General features: G+C 74.2%; 14 protein-coding genes. 6 read left to right on the forward strand and 8 right to left on the reverse strand.

What is annotated here, in order from left to right; genetic code table 11:
* Positions 1-36 precede the first annotated feature (36 nt).
* Positions 37-3,618, forward strand: a complete 3,582-nt coding sequence (locus tag F9B16_RS20735) for an alpha-N-acetylglucosaminidase TIM-barrel domain-containing protein (RefSeq protein WP_151541761.1) — start codon at positions 37-39, stop codon at positions 3,616-3,618.
* A 48-nt stretch (positions 3,619-3,666) separates the two neighbouring features.
* Here F9B16_RS20735 and F9B16_RS20740 read toward each other — a convergent pair whose 3' ends face one another.
* From F9B16_RS20740 to F9B16_RS20765, 6 genes are all read right to left on the reverse strand, one after another.
* Entirely contained in the window at positions 3,667-3,987 is a 321-nt protein-coding gene (locus tag F9B16_RS20740; protein WP_151541762.1) for a GroES family chaperonin, read from the reverse strand.
* A gap of 10 nt (positions 3,988-3,997) precedes the next feature.
* Entirely contained in the window at positions 3,998-4,906 is a 909-nt protein-coding gene (locus tag F9B16_RS20745) for an NAD-dependent epimerase/dehydratase family protein (RefSeq protein WP_151541763.1), read from the reverse strand.
* 66 nt (positions 4,907-4,972) lie between these two features.
* Positions 4,973-5,800 carry a serine protease gene (locus F9B16_RS20750; protein ID WP_151541764.1) on the reverse strand — a complete coding sequence of 276 codons (828 nt, stop codon included), beginning with the start codon at positions 5,798-5,800 and terminating at the stop codon, positions 4,973-4,975.
* 17 nt (positions 5,801-5,817) lie between these two features.
* Complete coding sequence (locus tag F9B16_RS20755) at positions 5,818-6,774, reverse strand: DMT family transporter (RefSeq protein ID WP_151541765.1); 957 nt, start codon at positions 6,772-6,774, stop codon at positions 5,818-5,820.
* A gap of 123 nt (positions 6,775-6,897) precedes the next feature.
* Positions 6,898-7,665 (reverse strand): SDR family NAD(P)-dependent oxidoreductase, encoded by a 768-nt coding sequence (locus tag F9B16_RS20760; protein ID WP_151541766.1) that lies wholly within the window; start codon positions 7,663-7,665, stop codon positions 6,898-6,900.
* Positions 7,666-7,687: 22 nt separating this feature from the next.
* A complete protein-coding gene (locus F9B16_RS20765; RefSeq protein ID WP_151541767.1) occupies positions 7,688-9,145 on the reverse strand; it encodes a flavin-containing monooxygenase in 1,458 nt (485 codons plus the stop codon).
* A gap of 113 nt (positions 9,146-9,258) precedes the next feature.
* Here F9B16_RS20765 and F9B16_RS20770 point away from each other — a divergent pair, with 113 nt between their 5' ends.
* The 4 genes from F9B16_RS20770 to F9B16_RS20785 are packed head-to-tail and all read left to right on the forward strand — an operon-like array spanning position 9,259 to position 15,999.
* Complete coding sequence (locus F9B16_RS20770; RefSeq protein ID WP_151541768.1) at positions 9,259-11,751, forward strand: DUF4132 domain-containing protein; 2,493 nt, start codon at positions 9,259-9,261, stop codon at positions 11,749-11,751.
* 50 nt (positions 11,752-11,801) lie between these two features.
* A complete protein-coding gene (locus F9B16_RS20775) occupies positions 11,802-13,280 on the forward strand; it encodes a DUF4132 domain-containing protein (RefSeq protein ID WP_192808901.1) in 1,479 nt (492 codons plus the stop codon).
* On the forward strand, positions 13,280-15,610 hold the full coding sequence (locus F9B16_RS20780; RefSeq protein WP_192808902.1) for a DUF4132 domain-containing protein: 2,331 nt from the start codon (positions 13,280-13,282) through the stop codon (positions 15,608-15,610). The genes F9B16_RS20775 and F9B16_RS20780 overlap by 1 nt, the downstream gene beginning before the upstream one ends.
* On the forward strand, positions 15,607-15,999 hold the full coding sequence (locus F9B16_RS20785; RefSeq protein WP_151541771.1) for a hypothetical protein: 393 nt from the start codon (positions 15,607-15,609) through the stop codon (positions 15,997-15,999). Before F9B16_RS20780 ends, F9B16_RS20785 begins: the two co-directional genes overlap by 4 nt.
* An 11-nt stretch (positions 16,000-16,010) precedes the next feature.
* Here the strand turns inward: F9B16_RS20785 and F9B16_RS20790 are convergent, their stop codons facing one another.
* Positions 16,011-16,676 carry a helix-turn-helix transcriptional regulator gene (locus F9B16_RS20790; RefSeq protein ID WP_151541772.1) on the reverse strand — a complete coding sequence of 222 codons (666 nt, stop codon included), beginning with the start codon at positions 16,674-16,676 and terminating at the stop codon, positions 16,011-16,013.
* 90 nt (positions 16,677-16,766) lie between these two features.
* Between F9B16_RS20790 and F9B16_RS20795 the strand changes: the two genes are divergently transcribed.
* On the forward strand, positions 16,767-17,639 hold the full coding sequence (locus tag F9B16_RS20795; RefSeq protein ID WP_151541773.1) for an aldo/keto reductase: 873 nt from the start codon (positions 16,767-16,769) through the stop codon (positions 17,637-17,639).
* 6 nt (positions 17,640-17,645) lie between these two features.
* Here F9B16_RS20795 and F9B16_RS20800 read toward each other — a convergent pair whose 3' ends face one another.
* Positions 17,646-18,077, reverse strand: a complete 432-nt coding sequence (locus tag F9B16_RS20800) for a hypothetical protein (RefSeq protein ID WP_151541774.1) — start codon at positions 18,075-18,077, stop codon at positions 17,646-17,648.
* Positions 18,078-18,097 lie beyond the last annotated feature (20 nt).

Below are 18,097 nucleotides of genomic sequence, written 5' to 3' on the forward strand. Positions count from 1 at the left end.
GACTTTAACAAACCCTCGCGCGGTGGAGGTTCCGCCATGGTGTCGAGCCGGCGACCGGACAGAAGACGCACACGACCACGGGGAAGGCGGCGCGGCGCCGGGACGCGGTTCCGGGCGCTCGCCATCGCGACGGCGGCGGCACTGGTGGTGCCGTTCGCCGCGACGGCGCCACCGGCCGCCGCCCGGACCGCTCCCGCACCCACACCGGCCGCCACGAGCCAGGCCGGACCCGCGGCCCAGGCACTCGAACGGATCCTCGGCAAGCCGCGGGCGGCCCAGGTCACCCTCCAGACGATCGGCAAGGGCACCGGCGCCGACCGGTTCCGCATCTCCGCCGCCGGCGGCCGGCTGGTGATCGCCGGGACGTCCCCGGCCGTCCAGCTCACCGGCTTCGGCTGGTACCTGCGCAAGGTCGCGCACGCCGACTACGCGATCGGCGGCGCGCAGCTCGACCTGCCCGCGCGGCTGCCGCTGCCGTCCGCGCCGATCGAGGAGGACGCCTCCGTCGCGCACAGGTTCGCGCTCAACGACACCAACGAGGGGTACGCGGGCGCGTACCTGAGCTGGGACGAGTGGCAGCGCCGCATCGACGCGCTCGCCCTGCACGGCGTCAACGAGGTGCTGGTGTACGAGGGCCAGGAGGCCGTCTACCAGCGCGCCTTCCAGCAGTTCGGCTACAGCGCCGAGGACATGCGCAAGTGGATCCCGCAGCCCGCGCACCAGGCGTGGTGGCTGCTGCAGAACATGTGCTGCACCGGCTCGCCGATCTCCCAGCAGCTGATCGACCGGCGCGCGGCGCTCGCCCGGCGCATCGTCGACCGGCTCCGCGACCTCGGCATCACGCCGGTCCTGCCCGGCTACTACGGCACGGTTCCGACCGACTTCGAGACCCGCAACCCGGGCGCGAACACCGTCCCGCAGGGTACGTGGAACGGTCTGGAGCGCCCGGACTGGCTCGACCCGACCGGCCCCGAGTTCGGCAAGGTCGCGGCGGCGTTCTACCAGGCGCAGACCCAGCTGTACGGCCAGAGCACCATGTACAAGATGGACCTCCTGCACGAGGGCGGCCGGGCCGGATCGGTGCCGGTGGGCCCCGCGTCGAAGGCCGTCCAGGACGCGCTCGAAGCCGCCCACCCGGGCGCCCTCTGGGTGATCCTCGGCTGGCAGAGCAACCCCCGCAAGGAGACCCTCGAGGCCGTCGACCGGTCGCGGATGTTCATCGTCGACGGCATCACCGAGCAGCCGAGCGTCACCGACCGCGAGAAGGACTTCCTCGGCACCCAGTACGCGTTCGGCACGATCTGGAACTTCGGCGGCCACCAGAACCTCGGCGCCGGACTCACCGTCTGGAACGCCAAGTTCCATGCCATGCGCACCAAACCCGGCAGCGCCCTGAACGGCATCGCGCTGATGCCCGAGGCCATCGACAACAACCCCGCCGCCGTCGCGTTCTTCACCGACATGCCCTGGGAGGACGGGCCCGTCGACATGGACGCCTGGCTCTCCGAGTACGCCGCCGCCCGCTACGGCGCCGCCGACCCGCACGCCGTCGCGGCCTGGAAGATCATCGGCCGCACCGCCTACGCCTGGCCGGAGGGCAAGGACACCCGGCACGTGACCGCCCTGTTCGACGACCAGCCGAGCCTGACCGACACCGGGACGCCCCTCCAGTATGACCCGGCCGAGTTCGAGCAGGCCCTGCGCGAGCTGCTGCAGGTCGACCCGCGGCTGCGGCGCTCCGGCGCCTACCGCTACGACCTCGTCGACGTCGCCCGCCAGGTCCTCGCCAACCGCAGCCGGACGCTCCTGCCGAAGATCCGCGCCGCCTACGAGGACGGTGACAAGGCAGCGTTCGAGCAGCTCACCGACCGGTGGTCGGCCGAGATGAAGCTGATGGACGAGGTCCTCGGCACCGACCCGAACTTCCTGCTCGGCACCTGGCAGAGCGAGGCCGCCCGCCAGGCCGCCGACCGGACGGAGGCCGCGGCCCTCGACTACGACCTCAAGTCGCTCGTCACCCTCTGGCAGACCGAGAGCCCCGGCCTCCAGGACTACGCGCGCCGCGAGGTCAACGGCCTGGTCGGCGGCTACTACGCGAAGCGCTGGGCGATGTTCTTCGACGAGCTGAAGCGCGCGATGAGGACCGGCGCCGAACCGCGGCAGATCGACTGGCGCGCCGTCGCCGAGAGCTGGGCCCACGCGGGCACCCGCTACGCCGACGACCCGCACGGCGACGCCTACCGGCTGGCGGCCCGGGTCGCCGGGGAACCCGCCGGCGCGCTCGCCCTCGCCTCCGACCGGAAGGGGATCACCCCGGGCGGCACCGTCCGCGTCACCGCCACGTTCACGAACGAGTCGACGCTGACCGCCGCGGGCGGCGTCCGGTTCGCGCTGTCGGCGCCGCGCGGCTACACCGTCCGCGAGTCGGCCGGCTCCGCCGGGCGCGACGTCGGCCCCGGAGGCACCGCCACCTCGACGTGGACGGTGACCGCGCCCGCCGACGCGGAGGCGGGCGCCCTGCCCGCCCTGGACGGAACCGTCTCCTGGCGCAGCGGCAAGGGCGAGTCCGAGCAGGCGAGCGCGCACTCCCTGCTGATGGTCGGCGGGAGCACGATCGGCGCGCCCTACAAGACGGCCGCCTCGGCGCCCGCCGAGTACGCGCAGGACGGCGGCACGATCGGGATCGCCGCAGGTGGAGAGGACATCTGGGGCGCCACCAACGAGTTCGCCACCGTCTACAGCGGCGGCGGCCTCACCGCGGGGCACGCCGTCGCCACGAAGGTGACGAAGCTGGACGGCGGGTCGCCGTACTCCCGCGCCGGCCTGGTCGCCGCGAACGACCTCACCAAGTCCGGGTCGGGCGGGTACGCCGACATCGCCGTCACGCCCGAGCACGGCTGCGTCTTCTCCTACGACGCCGACGGCGACGGGCGCCTCGACCACGTCAGCGAGGTCGGCGGGTTCACCGCCGGCGACGTCCGCGTGCGGCTGGGCAGGGACGGCGACCGCATGACCGGCTCGTGCAGCACCGACGGCGAGAACTGGACGGTCGTCGGCTCCGGCCGGGTGGCGGGCGCGGGCGACGCCGAGGACGTCGGCATGTTCGTCAGCGCGGTGAACCGGCACACCGGGCAGGAGGCGATCGCCCGCTTCGACGGCGGCGTCACCGCCGCGCCCGCCACCGCGCGCGACGGGTCCGGCGACAAGATCCAGAGCCTGCGCAAGCCGGTGACGGCGCTGTCGTCGGAGCCGGGACGCCCGCCGGAGGCCGCGAACGACGGCAGCCGCGCCAACTCGCCGTACTGGGGCGGGCCGCTGACCTACGGCGAGACCTGGTGGCGCGTCGACCTCGGCGTCGTCAACGCGGTGTCCCGCGTCAACGTCCGCAACTACGTCGACGGCACCCGCTACTACACCTACCGGCTGGAGGGCAGCGTCGACGGCGAGCACTGGTTCACCCTCGGCGGCCGCAATGGCCCCGACCCCGCCACCGACGCGGGCGACACCATGAACACCGAGGCGAAGGCCCGCTACATCCGCGTCGTCGGCCTCGGCAACACCGCCAACTTCACCTTCCACCTCACCGAGGTCAGCGTCTACGGCACCCCGGTGGCCTAGCCCGGCCCGGCGGGGGCACGGGACGTCCCGTGCCCCCGCCGTCCGGGTTCACAGGTAGAGGCCGGTGCCGTGCTCGGGGCGCTCGTTGGCGACGGCGTGCAGGTCGCGTTCCCGCATCACCAGGTAGTTCTCGCCCTGGATCTCGACCTCGTACTGGTCACCGGGGTGGAACAGGACGCGGTCGCCGACCTTGACCGTGCGGACGTGGTGGCCGACCCCGCACACCTCGCCCCAGACGAGGCGGTTGGCCTGCTCGACGGTCGCCGGGATCACGATGCCGGAGGTGCTGCGGCGCTCGCCGGCGTCCTTCTCCACCTTGATCATGACACGGTCGTGGAGCATCTGGACTTCGAACTTCGGGTCGGACACGCTGGAGAGTTTATCCGTCCCCGCGCGTCAGGGCGGCCCACGAGTCCCGGATGATCTCCGGGAGCGCGGACCGCTGCGGCCGCCAGCCGAGCTCGGCGCGGATCGCGGCGGCGTCGCAGAGCAGCACGGGCGGCTCCGGCTGCGGCGGGCGGCGCAGCGTCGGGACGGGCCGCCCGGTCGCCTTCTCGACCGCCGACACGACCTCGTGGACGGCGGTCCCGGTGCCGCTGCCGACGTTGTAGACCCGGTCCTCGCCGAGTTCCACCGCCTCCAGCGCGGCGACGTAGGCGGCGGCGAGATCGTCGACGTGCAGGAACTCGCGGACCGCCAGCCCGTCGCCGTTGATCTCCAGCTGGGGCGCGCGGCCCGCGGCGACCGCGAGCGCCTTGGGGATCAGCCGGGTCTCGTCCGGGTCGACCCGGCCGTCCACCGACCCCGCGACGTTGAACGTCCGCAGCACGACCGCGCCGATCGCGCCGGTCCGGGCGTGGTACCGGACGGCCTGCTCGGCGGCCAGCTTCGACGCCCCGTACGGGTTGGACGGCGCGGTCGCCTCGGTCTCGGGGATCGGCTGCCGCTCGGGCGTCCCGTACACCGCGGCGGTCGACCCGAACACCACGCGCGCCCCCGCGGCGGCGTGCAGCACGTTGACCGTGCCCTGCACGTTGGCGGTGAAGAAGCGCAGCGGCTCCTGGAACGACTCGCGGACACGGGTGAGCGCCGCGAGATGGCACACGCCCTCGTACTGCCCGGACGGCAGCGAGGCCGGGTGCAGGACGTCGCCGCGGACGGGCCGCACCCCGTCCGGCAGCTCGGCGTCGCGCCGTATCAGCCCGTCGACGTCGTGCCCGGCCATCACCAGCCGCCGCGCCACCGCGTAGCCGATGTAACCCGCCGCCCCCGTCACCAATACGCGCATAGGTCACAGCATTGCCGGAGGCGGGGTCGCGGCGCCAATCGCTGCCCGCTTCCGGCCGGGCGGCGGCTAGGGGAGGTCGGTGACGCGCGTGTAGACGCCGGGATAGCCGGGCTTGGCGCAGCCGTACGCCCAGGAGGTGAGGGCGACGACGCGGCCGCCCGCCAGCAGCGGCCCGCCGCTGTCGAACTGGCAGGTGTCGGCCTTCGGCGACCCGGCGCACGCCATGTCGGACGCGTCGTAGGAGCCGCCGTAGGCCTTCTCGCAGGCGGCGTCGCCGGGCAGCGGCACCTGCGCGGCGCGCAGCCGCGTGTTGAACCAGTCGGACTCGGACGTGGTGCCCCAGCCGGCCACCACGCCGGTCGCGGCGGACCCGGGGGAGCCGAGCGGGACGGTCGGCCGGTCCACCCGCCGCGCCAGGGTGAGGACGGCGAGGTCGTGGTGGCTGACCGTCTCGCCCTTGAAGGACGTCTCGCTGTACTCCGGGTGCAGCTTCACGGACTTGACGGACACGCTCTCGCCGCCGCCGCCGGACAGGTCGTCGCGGCCGAAGGTGACCTGGAGCAGGCCGGGCACGCCGCGCAGCACCGACACGCAGTGCCCGGCGGTGAGCAGCTGGTCCGGCTCGATGAGGACGCCGCCGCAGAACTGGCCGGCCGGGCGGACGAAGAAGACCGGCGAGCCGACCGCGGCGAGCCACGGGTAGGAGGCGGCGGACGCGGGAGCGCCGCCGACCACGGCGGACGCGGGGGACGCGGCGAGGGGCACGAGGGCGGCGCCGAGCACGGCCGCGGCGAGCGCGGCCGTGCCGAGGGCCCGGCCTGGCGTCGCTCTGCGGGCGCGCGCCCGGCCGGACCGGGGCGCCGCCCCCCGAAGCGATCGGGAGAAGGGGGCCATTCCGGCAATGTATGGGATCAAGGGAGGGCGCGCACGCCCTTCCGGCGGGCGGCCCGCGCGGGCAGCGCCGCGGTGGCGCCCGGCTCCTCGTACCGCGGGAAGGTCACCAGCGCGACCAGCGCCAGCACGAAGCCGCCGGCGCGCAGCAGGAACGGCAGCGCGTCCCGGGGCCACTCCTCGCCGAACAGGACGGTGCTGCTGACGATGAGGTAGCTGCGGCCGATGACGGTCAGCACGACCGCGACGATCGCGACGCGGCAGCGCTGCAGGGCGATCTGCAACTGCCCGAGCGCGATCGCGGCCAGCCCGAGCGTCAGGTACGGGTAGGCGGACTCCAGGACGGCGCGCAGGCTGCCGGTGTCGGCGTAGACGAGCGAGATGCCGCGGATGCCGGCCTCGGCGAGCCCCGCGCAGGCGCCCGCGCCGATGCCGTAGGCGACCCCGGCGAGCTTGCGGGCGTGCCGGCCGCCGGCGCGCCGGTCGCCGACCAGCCACACCAGCCCGGCGATGATCACGGCGGGCGCGCAGATCGCGAGCATCGTCCAGGGGGACTCGAGCGTGCCGGCGAGCGTGGCATGCGCCGCCGGGGTGCCGTCACCGGTCGCCGACAGCCCGATCAGCACGGTGGCCAGCACGAACAGCGCGACGCTCGCCCACTCCCGGAGGCTCAGCCGCTCGCCGAGGAACCACACGGCGTACCCGACGAGGAACACCAGGCTGACGGCGAAGATCGGCTGCGCGACGGCGAGCGGCATCTGCTGGAACGCCACCACCTCGTAGCCGAGGCCGAGGAACAGCAGCAGCCCGCCGCCCAGCCACACCGGGTCGGTGAGCATGAGCCGGGCGACCCGGAACGGGCGGCTTCCCCTGAGCGGCTCCATCCGGCGCGCGGAGACACGGAAGACGAGGAAGGCGATGTAGTAGACGGTGGTCGCGATCAGAGCGAGGGCGGCGTAACCCAGGTCGTGACCCATCAGGGGACCTCTCGGCGGATCGGGGGCGGGCGGAACCGGGGTTCCGCGCGCCTGAGAACCGCCGGAAGTCCAACATGCCGTGTCGGACTCCGTGTGACAAGACCGTGACGCTTGACTGATTGATCAATCGTAGTGACGGCCCGTGTCGGACGACAGCCGCGCGACCAGCCCGCGCGGCACCAGGCGGGTGAGCGCCACGATCGCCTTGTACTGCGCGCCGGGCACGCTGATCTGCGCGCCGCGCCGCAGGTCGCGCAGGGCCGCGTCCACGACGTCGGCGTCCTTCAGCCACATGAACTCCGGCAGGCCGGACATGTCCATGCTCGCCCGCTGGTGGAACTCGGTGTGCGTGTAACCGGGGCACAGCGCCATCACCCGGACGCGCCCGCGCGAGCGGCGCCGAATGTCGGCGGCCACGCCCTGGCTGAAGTTGACCACCCACGCCTTCGACGCGCCGTAGGTGCCGCGCGTCGCGAACGCCGCGACCGACGCGACGTTGACGATCCCGCCCCGGCCGCGCTCCAGCATCCCGGGCAGCGCCGCGTGGGTGAGCCGCAGGACGGCCTCGCAGTGCACCTTCAGCATCGTGATCTCGTCCGCGACCGGCACGTCGAGGAACACGCCGTTGTGCCCGAACCCCGCGTTGTTGACCAGCAGGTCGACGTCCTTGCGGACGCGTTCCTCGGCGGCGGCGAGGCCCGCCTCGGTGGCGAGGTCGGCGGTCAGCGTCTCGGCGCGCACCCCGTACCGGTCGCGGAGCTCGCCGGCGGCCCGCTCCAGCCGTTCGGTGTCGCGGGCCAGCAGCACCAGGTCGAACCCGTCGGAGGCGAGGCGGCGGGCGAACGCGGCGCCGATGCCCGCGGTCGCGCCCGTGATGAAGGCGGTCGGCATGCCTCCGAGCCTAACCCGGCGGCTACCGGGCGGTAGCGCGCCGCACCGTGAAATGCCGCGGGTCGGGGCGGCGGGTCGCGTTGCGGTAGGCGAAGGTGAAGCCGGGCCAGTTGTTGACGACCTTGCCGTCCTCGGTCATGTACCAGCTCTGGCAGCCCGCCTCCCACACCGTCGCCCGCATCCGCTCCCGCATCTCGCGGGTGAACGCGTCCTGCACGTCGGGCTTCACGTCGATCCAGTCCAGGCCGTGCCGGCGCAGCGCCTCCACGCAGCCCAGCACGTACCGGAACTGCGACTCCAGCATGTAGATGATCGAGTTGTGGCCCAGGTTCGTGTACGGCCCGTACAGCAGGAACAGGTTCGGGAAGCCGCTGACGGTGATGCCGAGGTGCGCCTGCGCGCCGTCCCGCCACGCCTCGTTCAGCTCCCGCCCGTCCCGTCCGACGATCTTCATCGGGGACAGGAAGTCGGTGGACTGGAACCCGGTCGCGTAGACGATCACGTCCACGTCGTAGTGCTCGCGCGCGGTCGCGATGCCCGACGGCGTGACGCGCTCGATCGGATCGGTGATCAGGTCGACGTTCGGCCTGCCCAGCGCCGGATAGTAGGTGTCGGACAGCAGGATCCGCTTGCATCCCATCCGGTACCCGGGGACGAGCTGGCCGCGCAGCGCCGGGTCGGCGACCTGCTCCTCCAGGTGCTTGCGGAAGCCCTTCTCCATGAGCCCCATCAGCTTCGGGTACTTGACGAAGCCGAGGGCCCGCGACTCGAACATCGCGTAGATCCGGGCGCGGCTCAGCGCGTACGCGCCCGGCACCGTCCGCAGGACGGCCTTCTCCCACGCGCGGTACGGCCGGTCCGGCTTGTCGATCACGTACGGCGCGGACCGCTGGAACAGCCGCAGCTCCGCGGCCTCCTTCGCGATCTCCGGCACGATCTGGATCGCGCTCGCGCCCGTCCCGACCAGCGCGACCCGCTTGCCGCGCAGGTCGGTGCCGTGGTCCCAGCGGGAGGAGTGGAAGCTCGTCCCGGCGAACGACTCGCGGCCCTCGATCGGCGGGAGCGCGGGCCGGTTCAGCTGCCCGCAGGCCGACACCAGCACCCGCGCGTCCAGCTCGCCGGTCGTCGTGGACACCCGCCACAGCGCCGCGTCCTCGTCGAACCGCGCCTCGGTGACCTCGGTACCGAACCTGATCTTGTCGAGGACGCCGTACTTGCGGGCGCAGTGCCACAGGTAGTCGAGGATCTCCGGCTGCGGCGGGAACCGGCGCGTCCAGTCCGTCTTGCGCTCGAACGAGAACGAGTACAGATGGGAGGGGACGTCGCAGGCGGCGCCGGGGTAGGTGTTGTCGCGCCAGGTGCCGCCGAGGCCCCCGGCCTTCTCCAGGACCACCACGTCGTGGACGCCGGCCTCCCGCAGCCGGATCGCCATCCCGATGCCGCCGAACCCGCTTCCGATGATCACCACGCTGTGCGCCATGGGCCGTCCCGAATCTCGTTCTGTACGGTATCCCCGAGCGTAGGTGACCGGAAGGTCACTGACCAGACACCCGGATCGCCGGTTTTGTCGGTCGCCCCTGCCACCTCACGGCCATGCTCTACGACACCCTCGTGGCGGCGGCGCGCAAGGGCGACGCCCTCGACGACGTCCGCCTGGCCGCCCTCGACCGCGGTCGCGGGCTCGTCGCCCTGCTCGACCGGGCGCGGAGGAACACCTGGGACGCGGCGAAGGCCCCGGAGGACTACGCCGCGTTCGCCGCCGAGGACACGGCCGTCCGGGGGGACCTGAACCGGTGGCTGGAAGGCTGCGCGGGGGCCGACGCCAGGGCCGCGCTGCTGGTCCTCATGCTGGCCGGCTGCCACGACGACGCGCCGCTGTGGCGCCACCAGCGGGACATGTCCCACCTGGCGGCGCGGACGGGCGGCTGGACGCCCGCCGAGGCCGAGGTCCTGCTGGAGTGCGCCGCCGCCCACCGCGATGGTTCCTGGTTCGGGGACACCCTGCTGATCGCGCTCACCGCCGCCGGAGCGCTCGACGCCGACGGGCGCCGGGCCGTGGGGCCCGCGCTCCGCCTCGCCCATCAGGCGTTCATGGAGGGCCACATCGGCTCGTACGAGCGTCCGATGATCGCGAAGCGGCTGCGCGCGCTCCTGGCCGACGTCGGCGACTCCCTCCCGGCAGGGCTGGTCCCGGTCCACGACGCGTGGGCGGCGCCGCTGCGCGAGCGCGCGCGGGAGGCGCCGGAGGTGGACGTGGCGTCGTTCATCCGGCACCTGGACGGCCTGTCGTCGCCGCGCCCGTCGCAGAAGTGGCGGCGGACGTGCGTGTCGCTCGCGGACGCCGCGGACGCGCGCGGCGCGGTGGCCGAGTGCCTGCGGATCCTGGCCGAGGGCGAGCCCCTGTGCAGCCGGGAGCACGGCGGCCACGCCGGGTGGGTCGGCGAGCAGTACCACTACCATTACCTCGTCCACCAGAACCACGGGGACCTGGCACGCGGCGTCGTCTGGGCGGCGACGCTGACCGGCGGCGCGGAGACGGTGCCGCTGCTCGGGGCGCTGGCGTTGCGGGCGGGGGCGCCCGGCGGCGACGCCGCGCAGGACCTCAAGCTCGCGGGCGCGGCGATCAACGCGCTGGGCGCCGTCGAGGACGCCTCGGCGCTGGCGGAGCTCGGACGGCTCCAGATGAAGATCAAGGACCGGGCGCTGCGCAAGCAGATCGGCACCGCCCTGCAGGCCGCCGCGCAACGGCAGGGGATCACGCCCGAGCAGCTGGTGGAGCGCGGCGTCCCCGCCCACGGGCTCGGCCCGGACGGGACGCTGGAGCGCACGCTCGGCGCGCACGTCGCGCGGATCGCGGTCGAGGACGCGGCGACCGTCCGGCTCACGTTCGCCGGCGCGGACGGCCGCGCGTCCCGGACGGCCCCGGCGGCGGTGAAGGACGGGTTCGCGGACGAGCTGAAGGCGCTGAAGGCGCTCGCCAAGGAGATCCGCGGGACGCTGTCGGGGGAGCGGGCGCGCATCGAGGCGATCATGTCGGACGGCGCGCGGGCCTGGCCGTACGGCGAGTGGCGCGAGTACTACCGGGACCATCCGGTCACCGGTGCCGTCGCGCGCGGGCTGATCTGGGAGTTCCAGGGCGAGGACGGCGCCTGGCGCGCCGCGATGGACGCGCCGGACGGCGAGCCGGTGAACGTCCGGCTGTGGCATCCGGCCCGGGCCGCGCTGGACGAGGTCCGCGCCTGGCGGGAGCGCGTCATGGACGGCCGGGTCCGGCAGCCGTTCAAGCAGGCGTTCCGGGAGATCTACCTGCTCACCCCGGCGGAGGAGGAGACGGGGACGTACTCCAACCGGTTCGCGGCGCACATCGTGTACTACCGGCGCCTGTACGCGCTGTTCAAAGAGCGCGGCTGGCAGAGCAACTTCCTGGGCTCCTACGACGGCGGTTACAACGGCGAGGCGCGCGGCGAGTTCGGCGGCGGCGCGTGGCGGGCGTGCTTCTACCACGAGCCGGTGGAGGAGGGGTTCGACTACACGCCCGAGTACGCCGCGACCGACCAGGTGCGGTTCGAGCGCAGAGACGGCCGCCGCTGGCGGGAGGCACCGCTGGCGGACGTGCCGCCGCTGGTGTTCAGTGAGGCGATGCGGGACGTGGACCTGTTCGTCGGCGTCACGTCGATCGCGGCCGATCCGTCCTGGGCGGACCGGGGCGAGGACCGGTACACCGCGTACTGGCGGGCGGCGACGTTCGGCGAGCTGACCGCGAGCGCGGAGGTGCGGCGGGCGGCGCTGGAGCGGATCCTGCCCCGCACGAAGATCGCGGGCCGGTGCGCGCTGGACGGGCGGTACCTGGTCGTCCGCGGCGACCTGCGCACCTACAAGATCCATCTGGGCTCGGGGAACATCCTGATGGAGCCGGACGGCGCGTACCTGTGCATCGTGCGGGGCGGCCGCACGGGCGGCGGCACGGTGTTCCTGCCGTTCGAGGACGAGCGGCTCTCGCTGATCCTCAGCAAGGCGTTCCTGCTGGCCGCCGACGCGAGGATCACCGACGAGGCGATCCTGCGCCAGCTGTCACCGGCACGATGATCCTTACCGAACGGCCCGGCCGGGGCGGCGGGATCTGCCAAGATCGCGACATGTTCGACGACCTCCGGGCGCACCTCACCGCGCTCGACGGCCCGTGGCCCACGAAGAAGTGGCCCACCAGGAAGCGGCCCGCAGCGGCGTGGGCCGGACCCGCGGCGCCCCCGGCCCCGCCGCCGCCCTCCGACGACGGCGTGCCCGACGTGCCCGCGCACGGTCTCGGCGGGGACGGGTCCCTCGCCCGCGACGTCGGCGGCTACCAGGCCGTCCTCGCGATCGAGGACCCGCTGACCGTGCGGCTGACCTATGTCGGGTCGGACGGGTACCCGCTGCCGACCGTCCCCGGTGCGCTGAAGGTCCCGCACGCCGCCGAGATCAGGGAGCTGAAGGCGCTCGCGAAGGGCGTGCGCGGCACCCTCGCGGACGAGCGGGACCGCGCCGAGGCGCTGATGGCGGGGGACGGCCGGTCCTGGGGGCACGGCGCGTGGCGGCGCGAGTGGCTCGACCACCCGGTGAGCGGCGCCGTCGCCCGCGGCCTGATCTGGGAGTTCCAGGACCCGGACGGGATCTGGCACGCGGCGACGCCCGGCGAGGACGTGCTCGTGACGGTGGACGGCCGGGCGCTGCCCGTCCCGGCGGACGGCGCGCGGGTACGGCTGTGGCATCCGGCGCGGGCACGGCCCGCCGTGGTGCGGGCCTGGCGCGACTTCGTGATCGACAACCGGATGGTGCAGGCGTTCCGGCAGGCGTTCCGGGAGGTCTGCGTGCTTGGCCCCGACGAGGCGGGCGCGGCCCGCTCGGACCGGTTCGCGGGGCACATCGTCCGGTACGCGCGGCTGCGGGAGCTGTTCCGGGAGCGCGGCTGGCGGCCCGACCACCGCGGCAGGCTGCACGGCGGCGCCCCGGCGGCGGCGCGGCGCGTCCTCGACGGCGGGTGGCGCGTGGTCCTGCGCTACGACCCGGCGGAGGCGGCGGGGCAGGGGGACCACGTCGTCACCGGGCACGTGCGGTTCGAGCGGCGGGACCGCCGGCACTGGAGCCGGGCGGGGCTCGCCGACGCGCCGCCGCTGGTGTTCAGCGAGGCGATGCGCGACGTCGGCCTGTTCGTGGACGCCGCGTCGATCGCCGCGGACCCGGACTGGCCGGACGGCGAGGACCGCCACCACCTGCACTACCGGCGGGAGGCGGCGTTCGGCCGGCCGGGCGCGGCGGCGGAGGTGCGGCGGGCGGCGCTGGAGCGGATCCTGCCCCGCACGAAGATCGCCGACCGGTGCGCGCTGGACGACCGCTTCCTCGCCGTGCGGGGCGAGCTGCGCACCTACCGGATCCATCTCGGCACGGGGCACGTGCGGATGGAGCCGGAGGGGGCGCTGCTGCGGATCGTGCCGGCGCGCCGCAAGGGGCAGTCGGGGCTGTTCCTGCCGTTCGAGGACGAGCGGCTGTCGCTGATCCTCACCAAGGCGGTGCTGCTCGCCGCCGACCACAAGATCGCGGACGAGTCGCTGCTGCGGCGGATCAGGACGGGGGTCTGATGGACGGCCCCGCGGCGCGGATGCTGCGCGCCATGACCGGCCCGGCCCCGGAGGACGAGGAGTTCCTGAGCGCGTACCCCGACCTGTCCCTGGTCTCCGACGAGGACCTCGGCACGCTCCTGCCCGCCGCGTACGCGGCGCCGGCGGAGCCGTTCGTCTCGACGCGCGTCCGTTTCCCGGTCGAGGACGCGGCGAAGGAGCGGCAGCCGCGCTACACGCCGGAAGCGTGCCGCCGGATGTTCGACGCGCTGGTCCAGGGCCTGGAGAAGCGCAAGTGGGCGGACGTGCGGCTCGGCGCCGGGGCGCTGCTGCGCTGCACCGGGCCGTGGCCGGACGTCGCAGACCAGGGACGCACGCTCGTCCGTTTCCTGCTGGACGAAGGGCGGCTCGGCCAGCCGTACGCGCTGCTGGCGGTCGCCGGTATCGCGGACGCCGGTCTCCTGCGCGAGGTCGCGGAACGGCTCGCGGACGGCGGCGGCCCGATCGCGAGGGACGAGATCGACGTCATCGCCGCGCTCACCGCGCGGGAGCGCGTGGTCGTGGCCGAGTTCGCCGCCGACGACTCCTACACTTCCCCGCCGACCGCACCGGACGCCGGCGGGAAGGCCGCGGACATCCCGGCCTACGCCGCGTTCGCACGCCGTGCCCTGGAGACGGCGGCCGAGCGGGCCCGCGCGATCCAGGACGGGACCGTCCCCTACCGCGCAGACAAGGCGTTCGCGTCCACCGAGGTGACCGCGCTCGGGCACGCCGCGAGGATCGCGCTGCTGCGGGACGAGCCGTGGCTGCCCGCGCTGCTCGCCCGCCTGCTGCCGGACGTGTCCGTCGCGCCGGCGCAGGCGAAGACGCTGCCGTCGCAGGCGCTGCTGTACGAGATCGTCCGCGCGGCGCAGGACTTCCCGATCCCCGAGCTGGTCACCACGATCCGGACGGTCCGCGGCTCCGTCCGGCACGCCGGGGTCCCCAAGCAGCTCGACAAGATGCTGAAGAAGGTCGAGGCGGCGCTCGCGGAACGGGCGGAGGTCGCGCTTCGCCTCCCGGACCTCGGCTTCGGCCCGGACGGCGCACACCGCCGCGTCCTCGGCGCGTACACGGCCGCCGTCACCGCCGGTGAGAAGGCCGAGCTGGCCTTCGAGAAGGACGGCACGGCGCTGAAGGGCGTGCCCGCGGCCGTCCGCCGCGACCACAAGGCCGAGGTCAAGGAGCTGCGGGAACTCGTCAAGCGGGTCGACGCCCACCTGACGACCCTCGTCCGGGCGCTGGAGGGCGGGTACACGGCCGGGGCCGTCCACCGGTTCGGCCCGTGGCGGGACGGCCTGGCCCGGCACCCGGTCGCGGGCCCGACCGTCCGGCGGCTGATCTGGGAGGTCGAGGAGGCGCCGGGGGAGTGGCGGGCGGTGCTCCCCGAGACCGGCGGCGTCCCCGAGGCGCCGGACGCGGCGGGCGTCCGGCTGTGGCATCCGATCCGCTCGTCCCCGGACGAGGTGCGCGCCTGGCGCGACCTGCTCATCGAGCGGCGGATCCGGCAGCCGTTCAAGCAGGCCTTCCGCGAGGTGTACCTGCTGACGCCCGCCGAGGAGCGGACCGGGACGTACTCGAACCGGTTCGCGGCGCATCTCGTCCACTACCGGAAGATGTTCGCGCTGTTCCGGGCGCGCGGCTGGACGAGCCGGCTGCTCGGCCCGTGGGACGGCGGCGGCGAGGACGAGGCGTCGCGGGTGCTGGCCGCGGGGGAGTGGCGGGTGCGGTTCGCGCACGTCCTCGCCGACTGGCAGGACGAGCTGACGCTCGCCGGGACCGACCGGGTCGCGTTCGCGCGCCGCGACGGCGGCGCGTGGCGGGACGCGCCGCTCGCCGACGTCCCGCCGCTGGTGTTCAGCGAGGCGATGCGGGACGTGGACCTGTTCGTCGGCGTCACCTCGATCGCCGCCGACCCGGAGTGGCGCGGCGACGGCGAGCCGCGCCGGTACTGGGAGCGGTCCGGGTTCGCGGAGCTGACCGAGAGCGCCGCGTCCCGCCGCGACGCGCTCGAGCGGATCCTGCCGCGCACGAAGATCGCCGGGCGCTGCTCGCTGGACGGCCGGTTCCTGGTCGTCCGCGGCGACCTGCGCACCTACAAGATCCATCTGGGGTCGGCGAACATCCTCATGGAGCCGGACGACGCCTACCTGTGCGTCGTCCCGGCCGGTCGCGCCCCCGGCGGAACGGTGTTCCTGCCGTTCGAGGACGGCCGGCTGTCGCTGATCCTCAGCAAGGCGTTCCTGCTCGCCGCCGACGGCCGGATCACCGACGAGTCCATCCTCGCCCAGCTCAAGGGAGGCGCCCGATGACCGCCGTGACGTTCCGCGACGAGACCGCGACCGGCACGCCCGTCGCCGCGTTCGAGGTCGGCGGGCTGCCCTCGCGGATGACCGTCCGCGCGCTGATCCGGCTGCGGGTCCGCGAGGAGGTCGCCCGCTACAACGCCCGCCCGTCCACCCGGTTCAACGGCCTGGTCCGCCCGGACGACGCCGAGACCGAGCTGAACGGCTACCGGATGCGCGACCGCCGCCCCATCGACTGGGAGCGGCAGGCGGAGATCGCCGAGCGGGCGTTCCTCGGCAACGGCTTCTTCGTGCTGGCCGGGGACCGCCAGGTCGAGGACCTGGACGAGGAGATCGACCTCACCGGCGACCCGGACCTGGTGTTCGTCAAGCTGGTCCCGCTGGTCGGCGGCTGACCTCCCGGCGGTCAGCCGAGCAGGCCGAACTCCTGGGCGCGCAGCCCCGCCTGGAACCGGGACCCGGCGTCCAGCAGGGTGAGGATCTCGGCGACGCGGCGCCGGTAGGTGCGCAGCGACAGGCCGAGCTGCCGGGCGGCGGCCTCGTCCTTCAGCCCGCCGGCGAGCAGCCGCAGGATGCGCCGGCTCTCCTCGCTCAGCGCGGGCGGCCGCTCGCGCCGGTAGTCGGCGAGGTCGGTGGAGGTCTCCCAGGTCGCCCAGAACAGCGACACCACGCCCTTCACCACGCTCGGCGAGCGGACGACGGTGTACTCGCGCACCCCGTTCTCGGGCGGCCCGGCGAGGATCGCGGTCCGCCGGTCCACGATGATCGTCTCGTGCGGCAGCGGCGTCGTGCAGATCCGCACGCGCGCGCCGCCCTTGGCGATCTCCACGAGCCGCCGCTCGGACTCCTCGTCGGCGAGCGCCGCCGGGTTGTGCAGCTTGTACGCGGCGGGCCGCGGCACGAGCCTGCGCCGGTGGGCGGCGATCCGCTCGCGGATCTCCGGCATGGCCCAGGTGTTCATGTCCGTCGCGGCGCACGCGAACTCCTCGCGTGCGAGGAACAGCCGCCATGCGCGCTCGATCAGTTCCCGCTCGCCGCGCAGGATCACGTTCTGGTCCACGTCCACTGTCATCACCGGCCAGTCTGCCACGCGGGCGGGACGGGGTGGCAGCAAGATGCCAGCGGCTCGTCCGGGCGGGACCGGCGCAGCACAGTGGGACGCATGACGACACCGACCACGCGCAACGACCATTTCGACCTCGGCGGCGACCTGCGGGTCTCCCGGATGGGCTTCGGCGCGATGCGGCTGCCCGCGAGCACCCGCGGCGGCGCCCCCAACGACCGGGACACCTCCCTCCGGGTGCTGCGCCGCGCCGTCGAGCTGGGCGCCGACCACATCGACACCGCCGCGTTCTACTTCCACCCGTCCGGCCCCGCCGCGAACGAGATGATCCGCAGCGCCCTCGCGCCCTACCCGGACGGCCTGGTCATCGCCACGAAGGTCGGCCCGTACCGGGCGCCGGGCGACCCGTACCCGAGCGGCCAGCTCCCCGCGTCCGGGCTGCGCGCCGAGGTCGAGCGCAACCTGCGCGAGCTGGGCCGCGACAGCCTCGACCTCGTCTACCTGCGTCCCGGCGGGTTGGAGACGCCGCTGGACGAGCCGATCGGCGAGCGGTTCGAGATCCTCGCCGGGCTCCGCGAGGAGGGGCTCATCCGGCATCTCGGGCTCAGCCACGTCAGCGCGGCCCAGCTCGCCGAGGCCCGGACGATCGCGCCCGTGGCCGCCGTCCAGAACCGGTTCGACATCACCCAGCCCGCGGACACCGAGATGCTGGCGATCTGCGAGCGCGACGGCATCGGCTACGCGCCGTACTTCCCGCTCGGCGGCTTCGGCATCCCCGACGACGACCGCGTGAAGGCCGTCGCCGCCCGGCACGGCGCCACCGTCCCGCAGGTGCTGCTCGCGGGCCTGCTCGCGCTGTCCCCGGTGATGCTGGCGATCCCCGGCACCGGCTCCCCGGCGCACCTGGAGGAGAACATGGCCGCCGCGGATCTGGCGCTCACCGCCGCGGACCTCGCCGAGCTGCGCGCCTAGACGCGCCTAGCCGGGGCTCGGGAGGACCGATCCCCGCGGGCCGCGGCTCGCCGGCTCGGCGGCGGCGAGGTCGATGATCGGCTCGGGCTCGGGCGGCTCGGCCTCGAGCGCCGCCGCGCCCGGCGCGGGCACCGGCCGCCGGGGGACCGGGGCCCCGGACGACCCGCCGCGGCCCCGGTACACCACCAGGCCGTTCACCGGGTCGGGCACGGCGTCCAGGGCCGCGCGCACGACGGGCAGGGCCCGCCACGCCTCCCACTGCTCCTCGTCCTCGAAGAACACCTCGAAGACGACGCCCCAGCTGTGCGCGTGCCACTCCCACTGAACCGCGCCGTAGGTCAGCGCGGTCTCCGCGAGCGTCTCCTGCCACGACCGTTGCCAGGCGGACGCGGGCAGGGACGCGTCGAACACCTCGATGGACCACCATTCCGCAGCCATGGCACGACGCTAGGCCGGGA

Origin of the sequence: Actinomadura montaniterrae (genome assembly GCF_008923365.1) — a bacterium.
GTDB classification, from domain to species: domain Bacteria; phylum Actinomycetota; class Actinomycetes; order Streptosporangiales; family Streptosporangiaceae; genus Spirillospora; species Spirillospora montaniterrae.

What these genes read in the sequence shown, in the direction of transcription:
- F9B16_RS20775 (WP_192808901.1), top strand. Translation starts at nt 11,802, where the DNA reads ATGTTCGACGACCTCCGGGCGCACCTCACCGCGCTCGACGGCCCGTGG.
- F9B16_RS20770 (WP_151541768.1), top strand. Translation starts at nt 9,259, where the DNA reads ATGCTCTACGACACCCTCGTGGCGGCGGCGCGCAAGGGCGACGCCCTC.
- F9B16_RS20735 (WP_151541761.1), top strand. Translation starts at nt 37, where the DNA reads ATGGTGTCGAGCCGGCGACCGGACAGAAGACGCACACGACCACGGGGA.
- F9B16_RS20785 (WP_151541771.1), top strand. Translation starts at nt 15,607, where the DNA reads ATGACCGCCGTGACGTTCCGCGACGAGACCGCGACCGGCACGCCCGTC.
- F9B16_RS20765 (WP_151541767.1), bottom strand. Translation starts at nt 9,145, where the DNA reads ATGGCGCACAGCGTGGTGATCATCGGAAGCGGGTTCGGCGGCATCGGG.
- F9B16_RS20755 (WP_151541765.1), bottom strand. Translation starts at nt 6,774, where the DNA reads ATGGGTCACGACCTGGGTTACGCCGCCCTCGCTCTGATCGCGACCACC.
- F9B16_RS20790 (WP_151541772.1), bottom strand. Translation starts at nt 16,676, where the DNA reads ATGACAGTGGACGTGGACCAGAACGTGATCCTGCGCGGCGAGCGGGAA.
- F9B16_RS20800 (WP_151541774.1), bottom strand. Translation starts at nt 18,077, where the DNA reads ATGGCTGCGGAATGGTGGTCCATCGAGGTGTTCGACGCGTCCCTGCCC.
- F9B16_RS20745 (WP_151541763.1), bottom strand. Translation starts at nt 4,906, where the DNA reads ATGCGCGTATTGGTGACGGGGGCGGCGGGTTACATCGGCTACGCGGTG.
- F9B16_RS20760 (WP_151541766.1), bottom strand. Translation starts at nt 7,665, where the DNA reads ATGCCGACCGCCTTCATCACGGGCGCGACCGCGGGCATCGGCGCCGCG.
- F9B16_RS20795 (WP_151541773.1), top strand. Translation starts at nt 16,767, where the DNA reads ATGACGACACCGACCACGCGCAACGACCATTTCGACCTCGGCGGCGAC.
- F9B16_RS20750 (WP_151541764.1), bottom strand. Translation starts at nt 5,800, where the DNA reads ATGGCCCCCTTCTCCCGATCGCTTCGGGGGGCGGCGCCCCGGTCCGGC.
- F9B16_RS20780 (WP_192808902.1), top strand. Translation starts at nt 13,280, where the DNA reads ATGGACGGCCCCGCGGCGCGGATGCTGCGCGCCATGACCGGCCCGGCC.